Genomic DNA, 22,413 nt, shown 5'->3' with positions numbered 1-22,413 from the left:
GACACTTCGTTTCAGTCGTGCTGATCCGAAACTGAAGTCTGGCGGCGGCCATGCGTTGAGACTTTCGCTGGCACGGCAAATGCGGACGTCTGTATTTTTCGGGGCTGTCCCCGCTTGTTTTTGAGAGGTCCGGTGGCTTCCGATTCTGTGTCCCAGTCCATGAATGAGCCTCTGTGGGCAGGATTTGACGCTGAATGGTACCGCGCCCGCTACAGACATGCTCTGGGCGATCTTGTGGATGCCTCTGCCGAGGAACTGGCCGACCACTATGTGCGGGTTGGCAAGCGCGAGAAGTTCTCCCCCAATCGCTTTTTTGATGAAGCCTGGTATCTGCAGGCGCACCCGGATGTGGCCGCCGCCGTCGAGGCGGGAGCATTCGCGTCCGGTTTTGATCATTATCGGTCGGACGGATTCATCAACCGGTCGCCGCACTGGCTGTTCTCGGAAACAGCCTATCTCGCGCGTTATCCCGATCTGACCCGGGCGACACTTGACCGTCTTGGGGTCATCAACGGTTACGACCACTATCTCCGCTATGGCGATCGCGAGTTCCGGTCCGGCCATCTGTTTTTCGACCCGCATCTCTATTACGCCAACGCGCTTGTGTCCGGTCCGGATTCATCGTCTGCCACGACCATTCCCGCGGCTGGCCCATTCACCAGCTTTCTGAGCGACGAGGCACAGGCGAGCAGGTTCAAAGTCAGCTGGTATTTCGATCCGGAATGGTATCTCAACACCTATCCTGAAGCGGCCGCCGCCGTGAATGCCGGTGAGATGCGGAGCGCACTCCATCATTTCCTCACCAACACCACTCCAGGCGTTTACAACGCGCTGGAATGGTTCATCGAGGATTACTATCTCGGCCTTTACCCCGATATCGCGGATGCGATCGCTGCGGGGAAACTGCGTTCGGCCTACGATCATTTCGTCCATTACGGAACGTTCGAACGCCGGAAACCGCACCCGGATGTGGATCTCAATACCTATTTCTTCTCAGGAAGGGTGCGCTCCGATATCGAGCGCGGACTGGTGCGGGACGTCTTCGTTCACTGGCTGTCCCGACGCCATCAGCGCCCTCTCGATGCGGATCTGGATCGTCCGGATCTGAAGATGTTTGAGGGGCTGGCTGTAAGGAAGGCCGAGAACCTGATTCCACTGCTGGTGCGTCGTCCACTGGACTTCACGGTCAGCGGTGAGGCCGAGGTCAGCGTCGTTCTGTTCGCGCGCAACCGGCTCCCCCTGACGCTTTCGGCGTTGTCGGCGCTCCGAATGACTTTTCCCGGTGCTCTGGATGTCATCGTGGTGGATGGCGGATCGCAGGACGATACGACCCGGCTTGAGCATTTCGTCAAAGGCATCCGTATTCTCCGGCTGGATCGCTCCACCACGCACGCCGAGGCCTTGCAGGCCGCCCTGCCGCATCTGAATGCTTCCGCAGTGCTCTGGCTGGGGCAGGGCATGCGATTGTCCCACGGAGCCTTGCAAGCGGCCTTGCGCGAACTCAAGGGTCACTCTCCCGTCACAAAGACGCAGGTGGGAATCGTTGCTGGCCGTGTGCTGCGCGCGGACGGTCGTATCGGTGAAGCCGGGGTGCTGCTGGGACGTGACGGGACGCTGACACGTTATCTGGAAGGCGCGGACATGAGCGCGCCGGAAGCTTGTTTCCGTCGCGACATCGCCTGCACGACCGAGGCTGCGTTTCTGATCGACCGTGCGCTGCTGCAACAGCTGGCCGGGTTCGACGCAGCCTTCGAAGCCAGCGCCATGCAGATTGCCGATCTCTGCCTGGGTGCGGGCGAGGCCGGTTTCCGAATTGTCCATGAACCGGCGATGATCGTGTCGGAGGATGTGCATGATGGCGATGCCACCGCCATTACGGAGGCGGATCGCCGCCTGCTGCGTCAGCGCCATGCTGCGACCATCCGTAAGGCATGGCCGCCTGCGTCGGGACTGGCGGCGCGCGCCCGCAGCGTGCTGCATCCCTCCGCGAAACGCATCCTCTTTATCGAGGATCAGGTGCCCGCGCGCAGTCTGGGTTCGGGCTTTGTCCGTTCCAACGATATCGTGCGGACAATGGCCGTTCTCGGTCATCAGGTCACGGTCTATCCCATTTATGCCTCAACGGCGCCGCTGCCAGCGATTTACGCTGATTTTCCAGCGGACGTCGAAGTCCTGCATGATCGCGGTTTCGATACATTCGAGGCATTCCTGCAGGAGCGCAGCGGTGCCTATGACTGCGTGTGGATCGGACGGACACACAATATCGGGCGCATGATGCCGGTGCTGATGGCACAGGCCGCAGCACTGCCACTCGAGGCAATCGTGCTCGATACCGAGGCGGTGACGGCTCCGCGCACGGTGCTGAAGGCGAACCTTTTCGGCGAGCCTCTGACGCAGACGCTGGATGAGGCGCTGGAGGCCGAACTGGCCGATGCCTGGCTGTGCCGGATGATCGTTGCCGTCAACGCGCTGGATGTCCGAATCCTGCGTGCCGCCGGGTATGAGAATGTGGCTGAACTGGGACATATGTGCCCTGTCCGGCCGACACCCCGAAAATGGGGAGAGCGGCGGGATATGCTCTTCCTCGGGGCGATTCATGAGCCGAATGCACCCAATCACGACAGCCTCATCTGGTTCGTGGATAAGGTCCTGCCCTTGCTGAAGGATCGCCTGCCAGAGGATGTCCGCTTCACCGTGGCGGGTTTCCGGGGCGCGTCCGTCGATCTGAGTGCGCTGGGTCGCGATCCGCGTGTCGAGCTGGTAGGCCCGGTTAAGGATGCGGCGGCACTTTACGCGTCCCACCGCATTTTCGTGGCGCCCACCCGGTTCGCCGGAGGCATCCCCTTCAAGATCCACGAGGCGGCGTCCTATGGATTGCCGGTCGTGGCGTCCGATCTCCTGTGCCGCCAGCTCGACTGGCGCAGCGGCCTTGAGATCGTCTCGGGTGGTGACAACGATTCCCAACGGTTCGCAGACCAGATCGTGGCGCTCTACACAGATGAGGATCTGTGGAACACGGTCCGTCATGGCGCGCTTCGGATGCTGGAAAGTGAAAACAGCCCCAGAGCCTATTCGGTAAGGCTGAACAGCATCCTCCAAGAGGTTCTGGCTCCGGCGCGATAAGCTTTTTTGGAAGGGAGTGTTCCGCAGCATATCCCCTTCGGAGAGAGACAGGATTTGCTCCGCATTCCACGCAGGGATGGCCCCTTATGTTCGCGGCATATCCGGAAGTCGGCAGAAGGGCAGGAACCTGTTCTCTTCGCGATTTATGAAGTCTGTTCTCGAAATTGACAGTGGATTTTGTAAAAAACGCACTCCCGGATCGTCGTTCTAAGGGACGATATGGCGGACGACGGAAGCCCGTGAAGCATGCGTCCAGCAGCCCCCTTCCCGTGTTTTACAAAGTTGTCATTTCATAACATTCTCTGCACAAGCAGAATGAGGTGGCCCCGCTGCGGGGTCGAGCGGGAGCAGATCATGGCGGATTTGAAGAACGAATTTGATTGTGCCACCACCTTGAAAGAAGGCCGGTTCTGGATGCCGTTCACGGCCAATCGACGCGTCAGGGAACAGGGCATGGCCCGGGTTCTGGAGACGGCGAAAGGTCCTTATTACACGACGGCAGATGGCACGAAGCTGTTCGACACGCTGTCGGGCCTGTGGTGCACGCCGCTGGGTCACGCCCAGCCCCGCATTACGGAAGCGTTGAGGAAGCAGGCCGACACCCTCGACTTTGCCCCCAGCTTTCAGCTGGCGAACCCGGAGGCTGTGCGCCTGGCCGAGCGCATCGCCAACATGGCGCCAGCCGGTCTGGAGCATGTATTTTTCGCCAATTCCGGCTCGGAAGCCGTCGATACGGCCCTCAAGATTGCCATCGGTTTTCATCGTCTGCGCGGAGAAGGTGCGCGCTTCCGTCTGATCGGTCGTGAACGCGGTTATCATGGTGTCGGGTTCGGCGGCATGTCTGTTGGCGGCATCGTGCCGAACCGCAAGATGTTCGCCACAGTCATGGTGCCGGGCGTGGATCATATCCGCCATCCTTACAACCACGCGAAGGTTGCTTTCACCAAAGGTCAGCCCGCATGGGGCGCGGAGTTGGCGGAAGATCTGGAACGTCTGGTGGCGCTGCACGACGCCTCGACCATTGCAGCAGTGATTGTCGAGCCGGTGCAGGGATCAACGGGCGTTCTGGTGCCGCCGATCGGTTATCTCCAGCGTTTGCGCGAGATCTGCACCAAACACGGCATCCTGCTGATCTTTGATGAGGTCATCACCGGCTTCGGGCGCATGGGTGAGAACTTCGCGGCCCAGCGTTTCGGCGTGAAGCCGGACATGATCACCTTCGCCAAGGCGGTCACGAACGGGATCGTGCCGATGGGTGGGGTGATCGTGACCGACGAGATCTACAACACTTTCATGAACGGCTCAGAAAGCGCCATCGAGTTCGCTCATGGCTATACCTATTCAGGGCATCCGCTGGCGGCGGCCGTGGCGCATACGGTTCTCGATATCATGGAGGAAGAGAACCTGATCGCCCGCGTGCGCTCACTGGAGCCTGTGCTGGAAGAAGCCATTCACAGCCTGCGCGATCTGCCGCTGGTGCATGATCTGCGCAATATCGGCCTGACAGCAGCGATTGACCTGAAGCCGAAGGACGGAGCGCCGGGCGCACGCGGTCTTGAAGTCTTTGAAAAAGGGCTGAAGAGCGGGGTTCTGCTGCGCTGCACCGGGGAAACCATCTCCTTTGGCCCTCCCTTCATTTCGACACCTGAGCAGTTGCGTGACATGGTCGCCACTGTTCGCAAGCTGATTGCCGAACTGGACTGACATCGTTCCGTTTCCAACGGACAGAGGAGAGTTTCATGCCCCTGCTGCATTTTCACGTCTATGAAGGCCGCAGTGAATCCGAGATCAAAAAGCTTCTCGACACCACGCACGAGGCCATGCTGGAGGCGTTTCAGGTGCCGCGCGGCGATCGCTACCAGATCGTCACCGAGCATAAGCCGTCTCACATGATCCTTGAGGATACCGGCCTCGGTATTCCGCGCACGAAGGACATGGTGCTGCTACAGGTATTCAGTCGTCCGCGTGGCGATGGTGGTTTCGCCCTGTTCTATCGGCTGCTCACCGAGCGTCTGGAGGCGGAGTGCGGCATCAAGTCTTCTGACGTCATGATTTCCGTCGTGGAAAACAAGGATGCGCACTGGTCGTTCGGACTGGGTCGCGCTCAGTTCCTGACAGGCGAGCTTCCTCTCAGAAAGTAAGAAGAGCCGCTGAAGCCAGCGGTTTCGCGATGACCCGAGGGAGAGGGTGACTCGCCCTCGGTCACCGGCCTCCAAGATCCTTCCATATCCGCCAGAGTTCCTGCGCGTCCGGCAGCGCCCGGTGTCGGCGCTTCCGGCGGCTTTCCTCCATGCGGCGGACGCGTGTGAGCAGGGCCGCTTCTTCCTGCGCTGATGATCCCTCGTGAGTGCGTAACGCCTCGACCCATGCTTCAAGCACGGGGTGGATGACGGGGGTGGTCTTCCCGGCAACCCCGCACAGCGTCTCCAGCCAGGCGCGATCGAAAGGCGGGGCATCGCTGACCAGCCGGGCGCCTTTCACATCACAGAGAAAACGCGCCGCTACCTCGCTGGCCGGGTGACCTTCCTTCATCAGTTGTTCCCTGCTCAGGCCATGCAGTGCCTCAGCCTGTTCAGACCAGTCGGTCCATTCCGGTTCCGGGCGGATGAGGAAACATTCGTTTGAGCCGTCTTGCCGCACCCATGCGATTTCGATCGGATAACTGTCCGTTGTGAGCGAGGACGCTTCATTATCAAGGAAAATGAAGGGGATAGCGGACGACATGGCTGAATTCATTTCTTTGAAGCCGATGTGACAGGGAAGTAGGGTGGGGAAAAGTATATCATTTTATGTCCGTTCAACTGATTGAATGAAGATAAAACTGTTTATTTACAATATGTTATAAGAAATATAATCCTTCTCGCTTTAAATTTTATGTCAAAACATTTCTAAGGCTTTCTCCGAGCGTGATTACGTTTTTCTTTTTGAGTCATACTCCTGTCTTCAGGCGGGTCTGATTTCGAAAAAATCATGCTTTTTAAATGATGAGTCGAAAAGGGCCTTTTCCACTGCGCTGCCTGCAAGGCGGCGGGGGGAGTTTTTTGTATTCCGCCTGCGCATCCGGTATGTTTCACAAGCGCATCATTTCGCCGGTGACCGCATATCATGCGCACATTGCCGACTGCTGCCGCATCATGCCGGGGTTGGAGTTTCAGGAGCTTCCACGATGGGTTTCCATCATACTCTTGGCGGTGAACGCCACCAGTTTGACGATCTGAAAAAGCTGCTGGCGGCGGCTTCTTCGCAGCGTTCGGGCGATGAACTGGCAGGTCTTGCTGCGTCCTCGGACGGTCAGAGGATGGCCGCACGTTATGCTCTGGCCGACCTCCCGCTCACGACGTTCCTGAATACGGATCTTGTGCCTTATGAAGAGGATGAGGTCACGCGCCTGATTGTGGATACCCACGACAAGCAGGCTTTCGCGCCGATCTCCCACCTGACAGTGGGTGGCTTCCGTGACTGGCTGCTGTCGCACGAAACTGACACGGCGACTCTCGCCGCCGTCGCGCCGGGCATCACGCCGGAGATGGCCGCGGCAGTCAGCAAGATCATGCGTAATCAGGATCTGATGAGTGTGGCGCGAAAGATCCGGGTCATCACGAAGTTTCGCAATACGATCGGGCTGGAGGGCTGCCTCGCCACCCGTCTGCAGCCGAACCATCCGACAGACGATCTGAAAGGCATCGCGGCCTCTACGCTTGACGGACTGCTCTACGGCATCGGCGATGCGGTGATCGGCATCAATCCGGCGACGGACAGCGTGGCCAATGGGCTGGCGCTGCTCGACATGCTCGATCATGCCCGTCAGCGCTACGATATCCCGACGCAGACCTGCGTGCTGACCCATGTGACCAACACCATCGAGATCATCAATCGTGGCGGCGCGGTGGATCTGGTATTCCAGTCGATCGCAGGCACGCAGAAGGCGAACGAAGGATTCGGCGTCACGCTCGGCATCCTCAGGGAAGCGCACGAGGCCGCGCAGGCGCTGAAGCGCGGTACCGTTGGCGACAATCTCATGTATTTCGAGACGGGGCAGGGCGCGGCGCTGTCGGCGGATGCCCATCACGGCATCGACCAGCAGACCGTCGAAACACGGGCTTATGCCGTTGCCCGGGCGTTCCGGCCGCTGCTGGTGAACACGGTCGTCGGGTTCATCGGCCCCGAATATCTTTATGACGGCAAGCAGATCATTCGTGCCGGTCTGGAAGACCATTTCTGCGCCAAGCTTCTTGGCGTGCCGATGGGATGTGACGCCTGCTACACCAACCATGCCGAGGCCGATCAGGACGACATGGACAACCTGATGGTTCTGCTGGCCACGGCAGGGATCTCATTCCTGATCGCGGTTCCGGGTGCCGACGATATCATGCTCAATTACCAGAGCCTGGCGTTTCACGACATCCTGACTCTGCGGGATCTCCTGAAACTGAAGCCCGCACCGGAATTTGCCGCATGGCTGGAGCAGACGGGTCTTTACGATGCCGTGCGTGACCGGATGTTGCCGCTCTCGCCGGCTCAGACCCGTCTCGGCCAGATGATTGCCTGACCATGGCGCATGACAAAACTCCAGTTCAGAAGCCTGATCGCCTGTCCGTCGATCCATGGAACGACCTGCGATCGCTGACCCGCGCCCGTATCGGTCTTGGACGCAGCGGTAATGCCCAGCGCAGTACGGATGTGCTGGCGTTTCAGGCCGCACATGCGCAGGCGCGCGATGCGGTGCACGCACCTCTTGATGTGGACGCGATGAAGGCGGAGCTGCAGGGAGAGCCCTGTCTGCTGGTGCATAGTCGTGCGGTGGATCGCCCGACCTATCTGCGGCGGCCGGATATGGGGCGACGTTTATCGCCAGAAAGTCTCGCTGGTCTGGAAAAAGGCACGTGGGACGCGGTGTTTGTCGCCGCTGATGGCCTGTCGTCTGTTGCTGCGGCGGAGGGCGCCGTGCCGCTTTATCACGCCATGAAGGAGCGGTTGAAGGACTGGTCCATTGCCCCTCTGGTCATCGCCGAACAGGCACGTGTCGCCATCGGTGACGAAATTGCCGCAGCCATGGGTGCGAGCATGGTTGTGATGATGATTGGCGAGAGGCCAGGTCTCAGTGTTGCGAACAGCATGGGTGTCTATCTGACCTATGCGCCACGGGTCGGCTGCCCGGACTCCGCCCGCAACTGTCTTTCCAATATTCATCCGCATGGCCTGAGAACGGCTGTTGCCGCCGATAAACTTGCCTGGCTGATGCGTGAGGCCAGACAGAGGAAGCTGACCGGTGTCGATCTGAAAGATGATGCTCCGGAAAGCAGTATTCTCGACAATGCCTCGCCTGCCCTTGATAAGGACACACAAGCATGACAACGGGTGTGACAACGCTCAACAAGACACTCGGCTCCTTCCATCTGTGGGGAATCGGCGTCGGTCTCGTGATTTCAGGCGAATATTTCGGCTGGAGTTATGGCTGGGGTACAGCGGGAACGCTGGGTTTCATGCTCGCGACCATGTTCGTGGCGCTGATGTATACCTCTTTCATCTTCAGCTTTACGGAACTCACCACTGCAATTCCGCATGCAGGCGGTCCGTTCATGTACAGTTTCCGTGCTCTCGGACCACTCGGAGGTCTGGTCGCGGGACTGGCTACGCTCGTGGAGTTCATTTTCGCTCCGCCTGCAATTGCCCTTGCAATCGGTGCTTATCTGAACGTGCAATTTCCTGCCTTGTCGCCAAAAGTCGCGGCAGTCGGGGCATATATCGTTTTCATGGCGCTCAATATCGTCGGCGTGCATGTGGCGGCATCGTTCGAACTGTTTGTGACGATTGCAGCCATTATCGAACTTCTCGTTTTCATGGGTGTGGTCGCTCCCGCTTTCTCGTGGGGAAACTTCGTTCATGACGGCTGGGGAGTCGCACCGCATTTCGGCCTTGAAGCGATGGGCGGTATTTTTGCGGCTATTCCTTTTGCAATCTGGTTTTTTCTCGCCATCGAAGGCGTCGCCATGGCGGCCGAGGAAGCAAAAGATCCGAAACGTTCCATCCCTGTCGCTTATATCGCCAGCATTCTGACACTGGTGTGCCTTGCCTTCGGTGTCATGATTTTTGCTGGTGGCGTCGGAGACTGGCACGTTCTTGCGAATCTCAATGACCCGCTGCCGGAAGCAATGAAGCGCGTTGTCGGTACCCATAGCGGCTGGCTGCACATGCTCGTATGGCTGGGTCTTTTCGGTCTGGTTGCATCGCTGCATGGCATCATCATGGGATATGCGCGGCAGATGTTCGCACTCGCCAGAGCTGGCTTTCTTCCAGCGATTCTCGGACGCATCCATCCGCGATTCCAGACGCCCTATGTCGCAACGATTGCCGGTGGCGTCGTGGGAATTGCAGCTATTTTCTCGGATGATGTCGTTTCCATAGCCGGCCAGTCACTGACGGCGACACTTGTCACGATGTCTGTTTTTGGTGCTCTGACCATGTATATCCTGAGCATGATCAGCCTTTTTGTACTGCGCAGAAAGGAGCCGGACATGCAGCGTTCCTATCGTGCGCCGTTTTATCCTGTGCTTCCCGCCTTTGCACTTAGTTGCGCAATTATCGCACTTGCAGCTGTTATCTTCTACAACACAACAATCTTCTTGATTTATATCGCTTTCGTATCAATTCTGTCTGTATTCTTTATGATGACATCAACGAAGAAAAGACTGCCGGTTTCCTGAGGCAGGTGAGTTCGATACGAAAGAGGTTGGTCCATGAAAGAAATATACTGCAGAAAGAGCTTGCTGCTTTCATCAATGTTTATGACAGCGGGCCTGTTCCTGCCGTATGCGGCTCACGCTCAGACCCAGACGGTTCTTCCTGCCGCGTCCGCAGCGCCTGTTGTCACCCTGTCAACGACCAAATCGTCTGTGGCGCCCGATGAAGTGACTGATCACAACAAGCTTGTTGATGATGATGTGGCAGAAACAGAGGAAAGCCTCAAAGTCGTTCAGGGGAACATCTTTCACCCCAAAGCCGGAAAAGCCCTTTCATACTGGGATGGGCTGGTCGGACATCTGACGGCGGAAGTTGGTATTGCCGGTAACCCATGGACGCGTTCGGCGCGCAACTTCGGGCAGTTTTATGTGGATCGCGCCAATACTGTAACGATGAACCAGATCATGGGGTCCCTCTCTCACCCCGTGACGAATATCGGTGATGGGTACGGCTTCGGCTTCAATTTTGAAGTCATGTATGGTTCGGATGCACGGTTTGATCCTACGATCGGCATGGGTGACGGTTCTCTGCATGGTCTTTACCAGTGGGTGCCGACTCAGGCGCATGTCGATTTCCATATGCCCTGGCTGCTGAAGCGTGGAATAGATATTCAGCTCGGTCAGATGTACGGACTTCTCGGCTCGGAAGGCACGCCTGCGCTGGCACGGCCGTTCTATACCTTCAATTATGCATCTGACTATATCGTACCGTTTCAGGTCATCGGCATTTATACAACGCTGCACCTTAACAAGTATGTGGACTGGGTTCTCGGGATCGACGCGGGTAACTCAACCTCTTTCGGTCAGGCAGGAAACAACAGCCGTCCAAAAGGGACGTTCGGGTTTGCGTTCAACAATCTTCTCGACGGAAAGCTGAGTTTTCATCTTCTCGGTCATTTCGGCCCGCAGGGAAATAACGGCGTGTCGCGGACCTCTCCGTATGGATGGGTGAGCGCAGGCGTCGGCAAACTCGCCAACAAGGAAATGCAGTATAACGGCGACATCCTTGTGAGCTACAAGCTCAACAAAAAGATGACGGTCACTGTTGACGGCACCTATCTTCACGATGATCTGTTGCGGGACGATGCCTATGGCGTCACCACATACTTTGCCTATGATCTCAACCCGAACCTGACCTTCAACGCGCGTGGTGAAATCTTCCGCGACAATACGGGCGGGATCATCACCGAATATTCCAGCTTCAACTCCTTCACGCAGGCCGTCTCCAACGAGCCTTACCCCTATTACAATGCCATGCCGACCACGTATGGCGCTCTCACCGTCGGCGTGACGTACCGACCGGACTTCATCAACAAGCATGTCAGCTTCGGACAGTTCACAATTCGTCCGGAAGTTCGTCTCGACAAGTCCCTCAACGGCACCCGCCCTTTCAACCAGGCAGGTACCGTCCAGAACCCTGTCGTGAACAACGGCACCAACAACATGCTCTGGTTCAACTGCGACGTGATCTGGGCTTTCTGATGAGACAGAGGGGGAGGGGCGCTGCTGCTCCTTTTCCTCTGTGAACGGCATCCTCTCGCCACATCGCGCTGGACATGGTCATATGCGTTCCGCAACCCTGTGCGGAACGGAGCCAGATGACCATAGCCCCTTATGCAGTCAATGCCCGGCCGTCACGCGGCCGGCTCTATGCGGAGCCGGACTCGCCCACGCGCTCACCATGGCAGCGTGACCGTGATCGCGTCATCCACTCGTCGGGATTTCGGCGGCTCCAGTACAAAACACAGGTCTTCATCAATCACGAAGGTGATTTCTTCCGGACGCGCCTTACACATTCTCTTGAGGTCGCGCAGATTGCCCGGTCCATGGCCAGATATTTCGGCGTGGACGAAGATATCACCGAAGCTGTCGCCCTCGCGCATGATCTGGGTCACACCCCCTTCGGACATGCTGGCGAAGATGCGCTTTCTCTGGCGATGACTCCGTGGGGAGGGTTCGACCACAACACGCAGGCTCTCCGGCAGGTCACGGTTCTGGAGCAGCGTTATTTCCAGTTTGACGGCCTCAACCTGACGTGGGAAACGCTGGAGGGACTGGTCAAACATAATGGCCCTGTCAGCAATCCCTCAAAATGGCTTCAGGATTACAACACCGCGTATCCGCTGGAACTGGAGACGTTTGCCTCTGTCGAGGCGCAACTGGCTGCGCTGGCTGATGACATTGCCTATCACGGTCACGATCTTGATGATGGCATCAAGTCCGGCCTTCTCTCACTGGACGATTTGGTCGATGTGCCGGTAGTGGGCGATGCTTTGCGGGAAGCACGGTCACTGACAGGCACGTTGCTGCTGCGTCCGGTCACGCCCTTTGGTGCGGGAAGCAGTGCGGATGTTCCCGCGACGGGCGGAGCGGCGCTGAACGGCATCGAGCAACGCATCCGGCATGAAATGGTACGTCGTATCGTACACGCTCTGGTTTCTGACGTTCTTCAGCAGACCCGGAAAAATCTTCTGGCTCTCGACCCCTCTTCCGCCGACGATGTCCGCCATGCAGCCGCGCCGGTGGTTGGCTTCAGTCCGGCCATGGCGGAATCCAACGGGCAGATACGGTCCTTTCTGTTCGCCAATCTTTATCGTCACTGGCGTGTCAATCGCATGACGCACAAGGCGAAACACGTGGTTGCTGCACTGTTTGATATACTCGGCTCTTCACCGGGGCTGCTTCCCGATGGCTGGCGCGAGCAGGCCGCGGCGGCCGGGGATGACGCGGGGTGTCGCCGTGTTGTCGCTGATTACCTTGCCAGCATGACGGACCGCTTCGCCATGGAGGAGCATCGCAGGCTTACGGATTTGTCCGTGCCCGGGTAAAAGACTTTCATGCCGCATATGAATTTTGCACCATCCGATCATTGCGACGGAGAGTTTTTCTTCAATCCTCCGATTCCCGGTGACTGGAAGCCCGGGCCACGTCCCCCGGCGTGGCCGGATGAACCTCCCGTTGCCACCAAGAGCCGTCGTCGTGGCATCAAGCCGACGCTTTTTCTGCGATGGATGATTTCGAATCTGACCGAGAAACATCCTTTCATCGTTGATCCTCCGGCCGTCGGAAATCCGCACGATTCACCGGATTCACAGAGCGTCAGTGTGACCTTTATCGGTCACAGCACGTTCCTGCTGCGGTTCGTTCAACCGGATGGACGGCTTCTTGCGGTGCTGACCGATCCGATTTTTTCTGAGCGCTGTTCCCCGTTGTCGTTTTTCGGTCCCAGGCGTCTACGTCCCCCCGCCTGGCGGCTGGAGGATCTGCCGCCGATCGACATCGTGCTGGTGTCGCACAGCCATTACGACCATCTGGACCTTCCCTCACTTCGGGCCATTGCGCGGCGGGATAATCCTGTTGTGGTCACACCCTCGGGCAATGGTGAAATCATCAGTCAGGCCGGTCTCCGGCGCGTGGCGGAGCGCGACTGGTGGGAAACAGTCCGTATCGGGGATCTTGAGATCACCTGCACACCAGCGCGTCATTTCGCGCAGCGCACGCTCCGGGATGCCGGGCGACGTCTGTGGGGTGGTTTCTTCCTGCGCTTTCCCAGGGCACCCACTATTCCATCCGTTTTCTTCGCCGGCGATACGGCTCACGGGCCGCACTGGCAGGATATTCGTGCCCGTCTTGGGGCACCGGATATTGCCCTGCTGCCGATCGGAGCGTATGCGCCCCGCTCTTTCCTGCGGAAGGTCCATACCGATCCGGTGGAGGCCGTCGAGGGGTTCCGCCAGCTTGAGGCGCGACAGGGGATCGCTATGCATTTCGGCACGTTTCCCTTGTCGCAGGAGCCGCTGGGTGAGCCGGAGCGCTGCCTGAAGGAAACGCTCTACTGGGCCGGACTGGCTCCCGATGCGTTCGTACCCCTCGCTTTCGGCGAAACACGCAGTATTGGTCGGTGACATCCTTCGCAGACGGATGTGGATGGCGTAGAAGGAATGAAGGCCTGCGGCGGGGAGCGTCGCTGGTGGAGCAAACCTGCAAGGGAGAGGTATCATGGTGGAACAGGAAGGCACGACATTTGATCAGGCCGAAATCGAAGCCCTGTTCCTCGATGCGGCGCGGGATGGCCAGAGTGATCTGGTGGGTGAGTTCATCGAAGCCGGACTGAGTCCAGACATCAGGAACGACAAGGGTTACACACCGCTGATTCTCGCCGCTTATAACGGTCATCCGGAGACGGTCCGGTTGCTGCTGGAAGCCGGCGCGACTGTTGACCTCCGGGATGCGAAGGGCGCGACCGCGCTGGCCGGTGTGGCGTTCAAGGGCGATCTGGGAATCGCCCAGCTTCTGGTAAGTCATGGGGCCGCTCTGGATGCCCCGAATAATGTGGGCCGTACGCCTCTCATGTTCGCCGTCATGTTCGGGCGCACCGCCATGGCGCGGTATCTGCTCGAAGCGGGGGCCGACGCGAACGGCAAGGACGGTGAGGGCCTGAGCGCCTGCGACATGGCGGCCGCACAGGGACAGCCCGAGTTGCTCAGTCTTTTCGGAGTGTCTCAATGAGTCGTTTCTGGAGTCCGCTTGTCCAGCGTCTGACGCCGTATGTTCCCGGCGAGCAGCCGAAGATCAGCAACCTGATCAAGCTGAACACCAATGAGAGTCCTTACGGTCCGTCGCCAAAGGCGATTGAGGCCATTCGGAATGCTGCGGATGACTCGCTGCGCCTTTATTCAGATCCGGTTTCGCTCGGTTTGCGTGAGGCCATCGCCCGCAGGACAGGGCTGACGACTGACCATGTGTTTGTCGGTAATGGTTCGGACGAGGTTCTGGCGCACGCGTTTCAGGCCCTGTTCAATCATGGCGATCCGGTTCTCTTTCCCGACGTCACCTACAGTTTTTACCCGGTTTATTGCGGCCTTTACGGGCTGCCGTTCGAAACTGTGCCGCTCGATGACGGACTGCGTGTGCGGATAGATGACTTCAATCTTCCCAACAGCGGCATCGTTCTGGCTAATCCGAACGCTCCGACCGGCATTGCACTGGGTCTTGGGGACATCGAAAAACTGCTTGCCGCGCATCCGGACCGGGTGGTGCTGATTGATGAAGCCTATGTGGATTATGGTGCAGAGAGCGCCATTTCCCTGATCAGTCGCTACCCGAATCTTCTGGTGGTCCAGACATTCTCCAAGTCACGGGGGCTGGCTGGCCTGCGCGTCGGTTTCGCCGTCGGCGATCCGGCTCTTATTGAGGGTCTGGTCCGCGTCAAGGACAGCTTCAACTCCTATCCGCTCGACCGTCTGGCACAGGCTGGCGCAAAGGCGGCTTATGAGGATGAGGACTGGCTTGGCGAGTGCGTGAGCAAGGTCATGGCCAGCCGGGAGACCCTTTCGGGCTCTCTGGCGGAACTCGGGTTCGAGGTATTGCCTTCCTGTGCCAACTTTGTTTACGCTCGCCATCAGGATCGTGAGGCCGCTTCACTGGCGGCCGCGTTGAGAGAAAGGGCGATTATCGTGCGCCATCTGAAAGGCCCGCGAACATCATCCTGGCTCAGGATCACGGTCGGAACCGACGCGCAATGCGCGGCGCTGGTGGACGCCCTGAAGGATATCCTGCGCAGAAACGACTGATACGGTCGAATTTTGCGGCGAGCCTGATGCGTCCTGCTTCTGTGGAAACAGATAAGCCCTGCACATAACCCTTCTGGCCAGTCGGCAGGACCGGCCAGTTATGAATGCTATGTGGAGAAGCCTGTTTCTTCATTCATTGTTAGGATTTGTCCGCCAGATATGGAGGGACAGTCCTTTTATCCTGCCTGATTGGGTTTTGAAACATGCGTGCTTTTCACGGCCAGCTTTCGGATAACCAGCCGATCCGCCGTACTCTTTCCGAGAAACAGAAGCAGCTTCGTGACCTCAAGGAAACACTGGCGTCTATGAAGTCGCACACCGCTCCCGCCCTGCGGGAGAGCGTGCGCAAACGTATCGCCCAGCTTGAGGCCGAACTGACGGCTGCTCCGGCTCTGAAATCCTCGCCCGATAACCGCGCCCAGCGTACAACGGCGCGCACCGAAGAAGGACCGCGTCGTCCGCGCAGTCGCATTCGTTCGGATCTCACGGGCTAACGGGGCTTTGTCGAGCTATTTCGGATAAGAATCCGGACGCAGGAGCGTTCTGCGGTTTTCCACTCTGTATAAAAACGGTTTCTGTCCTCGTCGCTTGCGACACGGCAGAAACCGTTTTTGTTTTTTAAACGCCCATTGCGTGCTTCACGAACGCCTTGCGTAGACGCGGCAGACGGTGAACCGCCGCGATGCCGACATCCCGCGCCAGACGGAGCACCGGATTGTCGTTGCTGAACAGCCGGTCAAGCGCATCGGTCGCCATGAACATCAGCATGTTGGTCGGACGGCAGCGCGCCTGATAGCGGGCAAGAAGAGCAGGAGACCCCAGATCCTCGCCTTTTTGGTGCGCTGCGATCAGCAGTTCGGAAAGGGTGGTCACGTCCCGGAACCCGAGATTGAGACCCTGTCCGGCGATGGGATGAATGCCGTGCGCGGCATCGCCAGCGAGCACAAGTCTCGTGTCAGTGTAGCGCTGGGCATATTGCGCGGACAGAGGATAGACCCATCGCCGCCCTACGGGCGTCACTTCACCCAGCCGATCGCCCATGCGGCGTTGCAGTTCACGTCGAAAGGCCGCGTCGGGAAGAGCCGCGATACGCTGCGCCATCGCGTCTTTCTCGCTCCACACAATCGCGGAAAGATAAGGATGGTCTTCAGTGCCACTCATCGGCAACTGGGCGAAGGGACCGGCGGGCAGGAAATGTTCCAGCGCTCCGTTGTCGTGGGGCAGTTCATGCGCGATGGCACAGACAATGCCGCTCTGCCCATAAGGGAGCTTCGTAATCGGAATTCCGGCCTGCGAGCGTGTGCGGCTGCCGCGTCCGTCTGCCGCCACGAGCAACTGGGCGTTGACGACGCGTCCGTCTGTTGCGCGGACCGTCACACCGTCTTCCCGACGGACGATCGAGACTTCGGTCGGGGCCAGCAGGGTGATCAGCGGTGAAGCATGGAGCGTGGCGTTGAGTGCGACGCGGAGAGCCCGGGCTTCGGCCATCCAGCCAAAAGGCTGCTTGGAATCTTCGCGGGTGAATTCGAGGGAAAGCGGGGAGGGCGGTTCACCGGGGCGGCCATCCGTAACAAGGATATCCTCGATCGGACATGCAACCTGCGGCAGATTCTCCCAGACGCCCGCGGCTTCGAGGAGATTTTTCGAACCGGCCGCGATGGCATAGGCGCGTCCGTCGAATTCGGGGTTCTCCATCGGAGACAGGGCGGCACGATCCACAATTGCCACGGCAATGCCGTCACGAGCGAGTCGACAGGCCAGCGTCGCCCCCACCGGGCCGGCCCCGATGATGCACACGGCGACGTCCGTGACCGTTTCGCCAGCGTTCGGTTCCATCATGCCGGACATGCCCGCAACTCCTCAAAATCGAGCGGTTTCTTTCCGCACCCGGTACTTTATCATATTGTCGGGCGCGGGGAGGGAAACTCATGACATGCTTTGTGCGTTCGGACCATCCCATACCCCGTGACATGGGGCGCGCAATATGCTTCCTTGAGCAAAGCCATTACGGCAGCGTTGTGAATTTTCTGCTGATCTAAAGAGGAACTGGGATGAAGCTCGTCACGGCTATTATCAAGCCCTTCAAGCTCGACGACGTCCGCGACGCGCTTTCGCCGCTGGGCATTCAGGGCCTGACCGTGTCAGAAGTGAAGGGTTTCGGGCGTCAGAAAGGGCAGACCGAAATCTATCGGGGCGCGGAGTATCACGTCAGCTTCCTGCCCAAGATCAAGATCGAAATCGCCACGTCCGATGCACTGGTCGATCAGGTTGTCGAGGCCATCCTCCAGTCCGCCCATACGGGCAAGATTGGCGACGGCAAGATATTCGTCAGCGATCTCAATCGCGTAGTGCGTATTCGTACCCGCGAGAGTGGCGACGAGGCTCTCTGACACATCCCATTAAACCAGATCGTTCCACGCACAGGCTGCCTGCCTGGAACGACCTGCTGACGGGTATGTCGTTTCAGATCCCGGCCCGATGCCGGGATCTTTGTTTGCGGAACCGATCAAAGACCCGTTCCTTCCTCTTCACATTCGGTCGTCCGCATCCCATTATCATACCATGACCCAGAGCTTTTCCGTCTCCGACGCCGCCGCGAAACGCATTGCCGAAATCATCTCCGGCAAAGGCGACATCACTCCTGTCCCGGCGCTGCGCGTTGCCGTGTCGGCGGGCGGGTGCAATGGCTTCCAGTATGAGTTCCGGCTGGATGCGGAGGTCGCGCCCGATGACCTTGTCATCGCCACGCACGGCATCCGTGTCGTCGTCGATCCTGCCAGTCTCGACCTTATGCATGATGGCGAACTGGACTATGTCAACAAGCTGATGGGCGCGCATTTCGCCGTGACCAACCCGAACGCCGCGTCCGGCTGCGGCTGCGGCACCAGCTTCTCTCTCGCCTGACGATCACGTCTTTCCCGGAAGAAGCCGCATCCGCGCAGAAGGACGACTCATGCCATGAAGATTGCGACCTGGAACGTCAATTCCATCCGTCAGCGCCAGACGCATGTGCTCGACTGGCTGAAGCGCAATGAGCCTGACCTGCTGCTGTTGCAGGAAACCAAGTGCGAGGCGCACCAGTTTCCGGCGCAGGTCTTTGAAGATGCAGGTTATGTGTGCAACGTCGTGGGGCAGAAATCCTATAATGGCGTTGCGATTCTGTCCCGCCAGCCGGTTGACGTTCTTGCCCGCAGCCTCCCGGGTCTCAACGATCCGGAACCGCCAGCCCGCTATATCGAGGTGCGGCTGGGAACCCTGACGGTCGGCGACCTGTATCTTCCCAATGGCAATTCCGGTGGTGCGGCGGGATTTCAGGGCAAGCTGGAATTTTTCGACGCCCTTGAGCGCCATGCCGCCGTCATGCTGCGGGAAGGCAGGGACTTCATCCTTGCCGGGGATTACAATGTCTGCCCAACGGATCGCGATTTTGCGCCGGGGGCTCTGCCACCGACGGACGCGCTCGTTCGTCCGGAAAGTCGCGCTGCGTTCCGCAGGCTGCTCTGGCTTGGACTGACGGACGCCGTCCGCGCCCTGCATCCCGATGAGACGATCTATACCTTCTGGGACTATCAGGCCGGTGCTTTCCACCGCGATCTCGGGCTGCGCATCGACCATCTGCTGCTTTCACCCCGCGTGGCCGAACGTCTGACCAGCGCCGCCCCTGACCGGGAGGAGCGGGCCATGCAGCAGCCATCCGATCATGTGCCGGTGATGATCACGCTGGATTGAAGTTGCTCTTCCGGCCATCAGGCAGCCTGTAAGTCGAGGCGGCGGACGGTGCATAAGCTCCAGATGGATCGCCAGCATTCCGGGTGATATGACGTGCGAGTAGTTTAACAGAGCACCACTCAACGGAGGCTATCCATGTCCATCGCCAACCTTGCCGATCCGTCCCTCTTCCGGGAACAGGCCTACATCGCCGGCGAATGGATGGCCTCCGCTTCCGGTAAGACGCTCTCCGTCACCAATCCCGCTACCGGCGAGACCATCGGCACGATCCCGGCCTGCACAGCCGCTGAAACGCAGCGAGCCATTGAAGCGGCCGACCGGGCGCAGGGGAAATGGAAGACCTCCTCTCCCGGAGAGCGCGCCGACATTCTCATGGCGTGGTATGACCTGATCCTTGCCAATATCGACGATCTCGCCCTTATCATGACCGTCGAGCAGGGTAAGCCTCTTGCCGAGGCCCGGGGGGAAGTGAAATACGGCGCTTCCTTCCTCAAATGGTTCGCCGAGGAGGCGCGTCGCATTAACGGGGCGGTCATTACCCCCAACCAGAAAGACCGCCGCGTTCTCACCGTGAAGCAGCCGGTCGGCACCACCGCCGCCATCACGCCGTGGAACTTCCCCAACGCCATGATCACCCGCAAATGCGGCCCGGCGTTCGCCGCCGGATGCAGCATGGTGCTCAAGCCGTCCGAACTGACCCCTTATTCCGCGCTGGCTCTCGCCGTGCTGGGCGAGCGCGCTGGTCTGCCGAAGGGGCTGTTCTCGCTCGTCACCGGCGATGCGAAGGAAATCGGCCCCGAACTGACGTCAAGTCCGATCGTGCGCAAGCTGTCCTTCACGGGTTCCACCCATGTCGGGGCGCTGCTGATGCGTCAGTCGGCTGGCACCATCAAGCGCCTGAGCCTGGAGCTCGGCGGCAACGCACCGTTCATCGTCTTCGATGACGCCGATCTTGAAACCGCCGTCGCGGGGGCTCTCGCCAGCAAATTCCGTAATGCCGGTCAGACCTGTGTGTGTGCCAACCGGATCTTCGTGCAGGACGGTATCCACGACCGTTTCGTCGCCCGCATGAAGGAGGAAGTCGCCAAATTCAAGGTCGGCAACGGACTTGAGGACGGAGTCACGATGGGACCGCTCATCAACGAGGCCGCCGTGAAGAAAGTGCGCGATCATGTTGAGGATGCGCTGTCCAAAGGTGCCATCTGTGTCAGCGCCCCGTTGGAAATAAACGGCAATTTCGTTACGCCGGTCGTACTGGAAGGCGTGACCACCGATATGCGGGTCTTCAGCGAAGAGACTTTCGGTCCGCTGATGCCGATCTTCAAATTCAGTGATGAAGCAGAGGCTATCCGCAAGGCCAATGACACGCCGTTTGGTCTGGCCAGCTACTTCTTTACCTCCGACATGGCCCGTGCATGGCGCGTTGGCGAGGCACTGGAATATGGCATGGTCGGCGTCAATACGGGGCTTGTCTCCATGGAGAGCGCACCGTTCGGAGGCGTGAAGCAGTCCGGGCTCGGGCGGGAGGGCGGCGCGGAAGGCATTGACGAGTTCCTTGAGGTCAAGGCGATGCACATGGCGGGACTGAAGTTCTGATCGTTCGCTAAAACGGGGGTTGGGGCCTTTGGTCCCGACCCTACAGAGGTGCGGTTGCCTGACGCACCGCCTTTCGCGGCTCGGGTTGAAGATCCTCGTTTCTCCCTGAGTCCCGATTCAGTTTGACTCCCATCGCGCTGGCGCGTAGGAGCATAGCCCACACATAAGTCACGCCACCTCGCGAGTGCTCGCGCAGTGGCGCGTATTCTTTTGGGGAAACGGTTCTTGTTCGAATCTCTGTCCGACAAGTTTTCCGGCGTTATTGGTGATCTCGGCAAGCGTGGCGCGCTGACCGAGGCCGACGTTGCGGAAGCCATGCGCGAGGTTCGGCTGGCGATGCTGGAGGCGGACGTCGCGCTGCCGGTCGTCAAGGACTTCGTTAATAAGGTCAAGGAGCGCTCGGTCGGCGCGGAGGTGCTGGAAAGCATCTCTCCCGGTCAGGCTGTCGCCAAGATCGTCAATGATGCGCTGATCGACGCCCTCGGTGGCGCTGGCGCTGTTCCCCTGAACCTGAACGCCGCACCGCCCGTGCCGATCCTGATGGTTGGTCTTCAGGGCTCCGGCAAGACGACCACTTCCGGCAAGATCGCCCTGCGTCTCGCGACCCGCGAGCGCAAGAAGGTGCTGCTGGCTTCGCTCGATACGCAGCGTCCCGCCGCACAGCTCCAGCTTCAGCAGCTTGCCGAGCGCGCAAAAGTGGCCTCGCTGCCGATCGTTGCGGGGCAGACGCCGGTCGAGATCGCCACGCGGGCAATGGATACGGCGCGTCGCGAAGGCTACGACGTCGTTATCCTCGATACGGCGGGCCGTCTGTCCATCGACGAAGCCCTGATGGACGAAGTCCGTCAGATCCGTGACGTGACCCACCCTGCGGAAACGTTGCTCGTTGTCGATGCGATGACGGGCCAGGACGCGGTCAATACAGCCAAGCTCTTCAACGAAGCTGTTGGTGTGTCCGGTGTCGTCATGACCCGTATGGATGGTGACGCTCGTGGTGGCGCCGCGCTGTCCATGCGTGCGATCACCGGTGCACCGATCAAGTTGACCGGTTCTGGCGAGAAGCTGGACGCGCTGGAGGAGTTCCATCCTGAGCGCGTCGCAGGCCGCATCCTTGGCCTCGGCGATATCGCCGGACTGGTCGAGAAAGCCGCCGATACGCTCGATCAGGAAGAGGGAGAGCGGCTGGCCAAGAAGATGATGGCCGGCAAGTTCGATCTCGACGATTATGTTGCGCAGATCGGGCAGATCCAGAAGATGGGCTCGATTTCCGGCATTCTCGGAATGTTGCCGGGTATGGGCAAGCTGAAGGACATGGTTGACGAGAAGAAGCTCGACACCACGATCTTCAAGAAGCATCAGGCCATCATTTCTTCCATGACCAAGGCGGAGCGTAAGACGCCCGACATCATCAAAGCGTCGCGCAAGAAGCGTATTGCCGCCGGGTCCGGAAGCACAGTTCAGGACGTCAACAAGCTGCTCAAGCAGTTCGATGACATGTCCACCATGATGAAGCGGGTCAACAAGCTCGGGCTGAAAGGCCTGATGCGTCAGGCATCCGCGCTCATGTCCGGGGGCGGCATGCCGGGAGGCCCTGGTGGTTTCCCTGGTGGCCCCGGTGGCCGGCCTCCTTTCGGCTGACCTGCCCTCGTCTT

19 protein-coding genes are annotated in these 22,413 nt (G+C 59.3%); 17 read left to right on the top strand and 2 right to left on the bottom strand.

Features of this window, described 5'->3' with window-relative positions; all coding sequences use genetic code 11:
- The first annotated feature begins 132 nt into the window (after positions 1-132).
- From GOB81_RS09285 to GOB81_RS09275, 3 genes are all read left to right on the top strand, one after another.
- On the top strand, positions 133-3,123 hold the full coding sequence (locus GOB81_RS09285) for a glycosyltransferase (protein WP_338421343.1): 2,991 nt from the start codon (positions 133-135) through the stop codon (positions 3,121-3,123).
- A 354-nt stretch (positions 3,124-3,477) separates the two neighbouring features.
- Positions 3,478-4,827: an aspartate aminotransferase family protein gene (locus tag GOB81_RS09280; RefSeq protein ID WP_173570127.1), complete on the top strand. Its 1,350-nt coding sequence runs from the start codon at positions 3,478-3,480 to the stop codon at positions 4,825-4,827.
- 35 nt (positions 4,828-4,862) lie between these two features.
- Complete coding sequence (locus GOB81_RS09275; RefSeq protein WP_173570126.1) at positions 4,863-5,264, top strand: tautomerase family protein; 402 nt, start codon at positions 4,863-4,865, stop codon at positions 5,262-5,264.
- A gap of 61 nt (positions 5,265-5,325) precedes the next feature.
- Here GOB81_RS09275 and GOB81_RS09270 read toward each other — a convergent pair whose 3' ends face one another.
- Positions 5,326-5,847 carry a 3'-5' exonuclease gene (locus tag GOB81_RS09270; protein WP_173570125.1) on the bottom strand — a complete coding sequence of 174 codons (522 nt, stop codon included), beginning with the start codon at positions 5,845-5,847 and terminating at the stop codon, positions 5,326-5,328.
- 442 nt (positions 5,848-6,289) lie between these two features.
- Between GOB81_RS09270 and GOB81_RS09265 the strand changes: the two genes are divergently transcribed.
- The 9 genes from GOB81_RS09265 to GOB81_RS09225 all read left to right on the top strand — a co-directional run bounded on the left by GOB81_RS09265 (position 6,290) and on the right by GOB81_RS09225 (position 15,930).
- Positions 6,290-7,672 (top strand): ethanolamine ammonia-lyase subunit EutB, encoded by a 1,383-nt coding sequence (locus GOB81_RS09265; RefSeq protein WP_173570124.1) that lies wholly within the window; start codon positions 6,290-6,292, stop codon positions 7,670-7,672.
- A gap of 2 nt (positions 7,673-7,674) precedes the next feature.
- Positions 7,675-8,475 carry an ethanolamine ammonia-lyase subunit EutC gene (eutC, locus tag GOB81_RS09260; RefSeq protein WP_173570123.1) on the top strand — a complete coding sequence of 267 codons (801 nt, stop codon included), beginning with the start codon at positions 7,675-7,677 and terminating at the stop codon, positions 8,473-8,475.
- On the top strand, positions 8,472-9,827 hold the full coding sequence (eat, locus tag GOB81_RS09255; RefSeq protein WP_173570122.1) for an ethanolamine permease: 1,356 nt from the start codon (positions 8,472-8,474) through the stop codon (positions 9,825-9,827). Before eutC ends, eat begins: the two co-directional genes overlap by 4 nt.
- Positions 9,828-9,902: 75 nt before the next feature.
- The gene (locus GOB81_RS09250) at positions 9,903-11,345 is read left to right on the top strand and encodes an outer membrane beta-barrel protein (protein ID WP_408736916.1); all 1,443 of its coding nucleotides are present in this window, start codon (positions 9,903-9,905) and stop codon (positions 11,343-11,345) included.
- 116 nt (positions 11,346-11,461) lie between these two features.
- Positions 11,462-12,691 (top strand): dGTP triphosphohydrolase, encoded by a 1,230-nt coding sequence (gene dgt, locus GOB81_RS09245; protein WP_173570120.1) that lies wholly within the window; start codon positions 11,462-11,464, stop codon positions 12,689-12,691.
- 9 nt (positions 12,692-12,700) lie between these two features.
- Positions 12,701-13,768 (top strand): MBL fold metallo-hydrolase, encoded by a 1,068-nt coding sequence (locus GOB81_RS09240; protein WP_173570119.1) that lies wholly within the window; start codon positions 12,701-12,703, stop codon positions 13,766-13,768.
- Positions 13,769-13,862: 94 nt separating this feature from the next.
- Entirely contained in the window at positions 13,863-14,372 is a 510-nt protein-coding gene (locus GOB81_RS09235) for an ankyrin repeat domain-containing protein (protein WP_173570118.1), read from the top strand.
- Complete coding sequence (gene hisC / locus GOB81_RS09230) at positions 14,369-15,436, top strand: histidinol-phosphate transaminase (RefSeq protein ID WP_173570117.1); 1,068 nt, start codon at positions 14,369-14,371, stop codon at positions 15,434-15,436. The genes GOB81_RS09235 and hisC overlap by 4 nt, the downstream gene beginning before the upstream one ends.
- A 203-nt stretch (positions 15,437-15,639) precedes the next feature.
- A complete protein-coding gene (locus GOB81_RS09225; RefSeq protein WP_173570116.1) occupies positions 15,640-15,930 on the top strand; it encodes a hypothetical protein in 291 nt (96 codons plus the stop codon).
- Positions 15,931-16,054: 124 nt separating this feature from the next.
- On the opposite strand, the gene GOB81_RS09220 is transcribed toward GOB81_RS09225, so the two are convergent.
- Positions 16,055-17,284 (bottom strand): UbiH/UbiF/VisC/COQ6 family ubiquinone biosynthesis hydroxylase, encoded by a 1,230-nt coding sequence (locus GOB81_RS09220; protein WP_173570115.1) that lies wholly within the window; start codon positions 17,282-17,284, stop codon positions 16,055-16,057.
- A 203-nt stretch (positions 17,285-17,487) separates the two neighbouring features.
- On the opposite strand from GOB81_RS09220, the gene GOB81_RS09215 reads away from it, so the two are divergent.
- The 5 genes from GOB81_RS09215 (at position 17,488) to ffh (ending at position 22,399) form a co-directional block, all read left to right on the top strand.
- The gene (locus GOB81_RS09215) at positions 17,488-17,826 is read left to right on the top strand and encodes a P-II family nitrogen regulator (protein ID WP_173570114.1); all 339 of its coding nucleotides are present in this window, start codon (positions 17,488-17,490) and stop codon (positions 17,824-17,826) included.
- A 172-nt stretch (positions 17,827-17,998) separates the two neighbouring features.
- On the top strand, positions 17,999-18,340 hold the full coding sequence (locus tag GOB81_RS09210; protein ID WP_173570113.1) for a HesB/IscA family protein: 342 nt from the start codon (positions 17,999-18,001) through the stop codon (positions 18,338-18,340).
- A 54-nt stretch (positions 18,341-18,394) separates the two neighbouring features.
- Positions 18,395-19,165 (top strand): exodeoxyribonuclease III, encoded by a 771-nt coding sequence (locus GOB81_RS09205; protein ID WP_173570112.1) that lies wholly within the window; start codon positions 18,395-18,397, stop codon positions 19,163-19,165.
- A gap of 135 nt (positions 19,166-19,300) precedes the next feature.
- Entirely contained in the window at positions 19,301-20,761 is a 1,461-nt protein-coding gene (locus GOB81_RS09200) for an NAD-dependent succinate-semialdehyde dehydrogenase (protein WP_173570111.1), read from the top strand.
- Between the two features lie 225 nt (positions 20,762-20,986).
- Positions 20,987-22,399, top strand: a complete 1,413-nt coding sequence (gene ffh / locus GOB81_RS09195) for a signal recognition particle protein (protein ID WP_173570110.1) — start codon at positions 20,987-20,989, stop codon at positions 22,397-22,399.
- Positions 22,400-22,413 lie beyond the last annotated feature (14 nt).

The organism is Acetobacter conturbans, from assembly GCF_011516755.1.
Taxonomy (GTDB): domain Bacteria; phylum Pseudomonadota; class Alphaproteobacteria; order Acetobacterales; family Acetobacteraceae; genus Acetobacter; species Acetobacter conturbans.
Note: the sequence above shows the minus strand (reverse complement) of the source record. Positions and strands in the feature narration are given on the sequence as shown.

Excerpts from the sequence above, each read along its gene's own strand:
- GOB81_RS09280 (WP_173570127.1), top strand. The coding sequence starts at position 3,478 with ATGGCGGATTTGAAGAACGAATTTGATTGTGCCACCACCTTGAAAGAA.
- GOB81_RS09275 (WP_173570126.1), top strand. The coding sequence starts at position 4,863 with ATGCCCCTGCTGCATTTTCACGTCTATGAAGGCCGCAGTGAATCCGAG.
- GOB81_RS09270 (WP_173570125.1), bottom strand. The coding sequence starts at position 5,847 with ATGTCGTCCGCTATCCCCTTCATTTTCCTTGATAATGAAGCGTCCTCG.
- GOB81_RS09265 (WP_173570124.1), top strand. The coding sequence starts at position 6,290 with ATGGGTTTCCATCATACTCTTGGCGGTGAACGCCACCAGTTTGACGAT.
- eutC (WP_173570123.1), top strand. The coding sequence starts at position 7,675 with ATGGCGCATGACAAAACTCCAGTTCAGAAGCCTGATCGCCTGTCCGTC.
- eat (WP_173570122.1), top strand. The coding sequence starts at position 8,472 with ATGACAACGGGTGTGACAACGCTCAACAAGACACTCGGCTCCTTCCAT.
- GOB81_RS09250 (WP_408736916.1), top strand. The coding sequence starts at position 9,903 with ATGTTTATGACAGCGGGCCTGTTCCTGCCGTATGCGGCTCACGCTCAG.
- dgt (WP_173570120.1), top strand. The coding sequence starts at position 11,462 with ATGACCATAGCCCCTTATGCAGTCAATGCCCGGCCGTCACGCGGCCGG.
- GOB81_RS09240 (WP_173570119.1), top strand. The coding sequence starts at position 12,701 with ATGCCGCATATGAATTTTGCACCATCCGATCATTGCGACGGAGAGTTT.
- GOB81_RS09235 (WP_173570118.1), top strand. The coding sequence starts at position 13,863 with ATGGTGGAACAGGAAGGCACGACATTTGATCAGGCCGAAATCGAAGCC.
- hisC (WP_173570117.1), top strand. The coding sequence starts at position 14,369 with ATGAGTCGTTTCTGGAGTCCGCTTGTCCAGCGTCTGACGCCGTATGTT.
- GOB81_RS09225 (WP_173570116.1), top strand. The coding sequence starts at position 15,640 with ATGCGTGCTTTTCACGGCCAGCTTTCGGATAACCAGCCGATCCGCCGT.
- GOB81_RS09220 (WP_173570115.1), bottom strand. The coding sequence starts at position 17,284 with ATGTCCGGCATGATGGAACCGAACGCTGGCGAAACGGTCACGGACGTC.
- GOB81_RS09215 (WP_173570114.1), top strand. The coding sequence starts at position 17,488 with ATGAAGCTCGTCACGGCTATTATCAAGCCCTTCAAGCTCGACGACGTC.
- GOB81_RS09210 (WP_173570113.1), top strand. The coding sequence starts at position 17,999 with ATGACCCAGAGCTTTTCCGTCTCCGACGCCGCCGCGAAACGCATTGCC.
- GOB81_RS09205 (WP_173570112.1), top strand. The coding sequence starts at position 18,395 with ATGAAGATTGCGACCTGGAACGTCAATTCCATCCGTCAGCGCCAGACG.
- GOB81_RS09200 (WP_173570111.1), top strand. The coding sequence starts at position 19,301 with ATGTCCATCGCCAACCTTGCCGATCCGTCCCTCTTCCGGGAACAGGCC.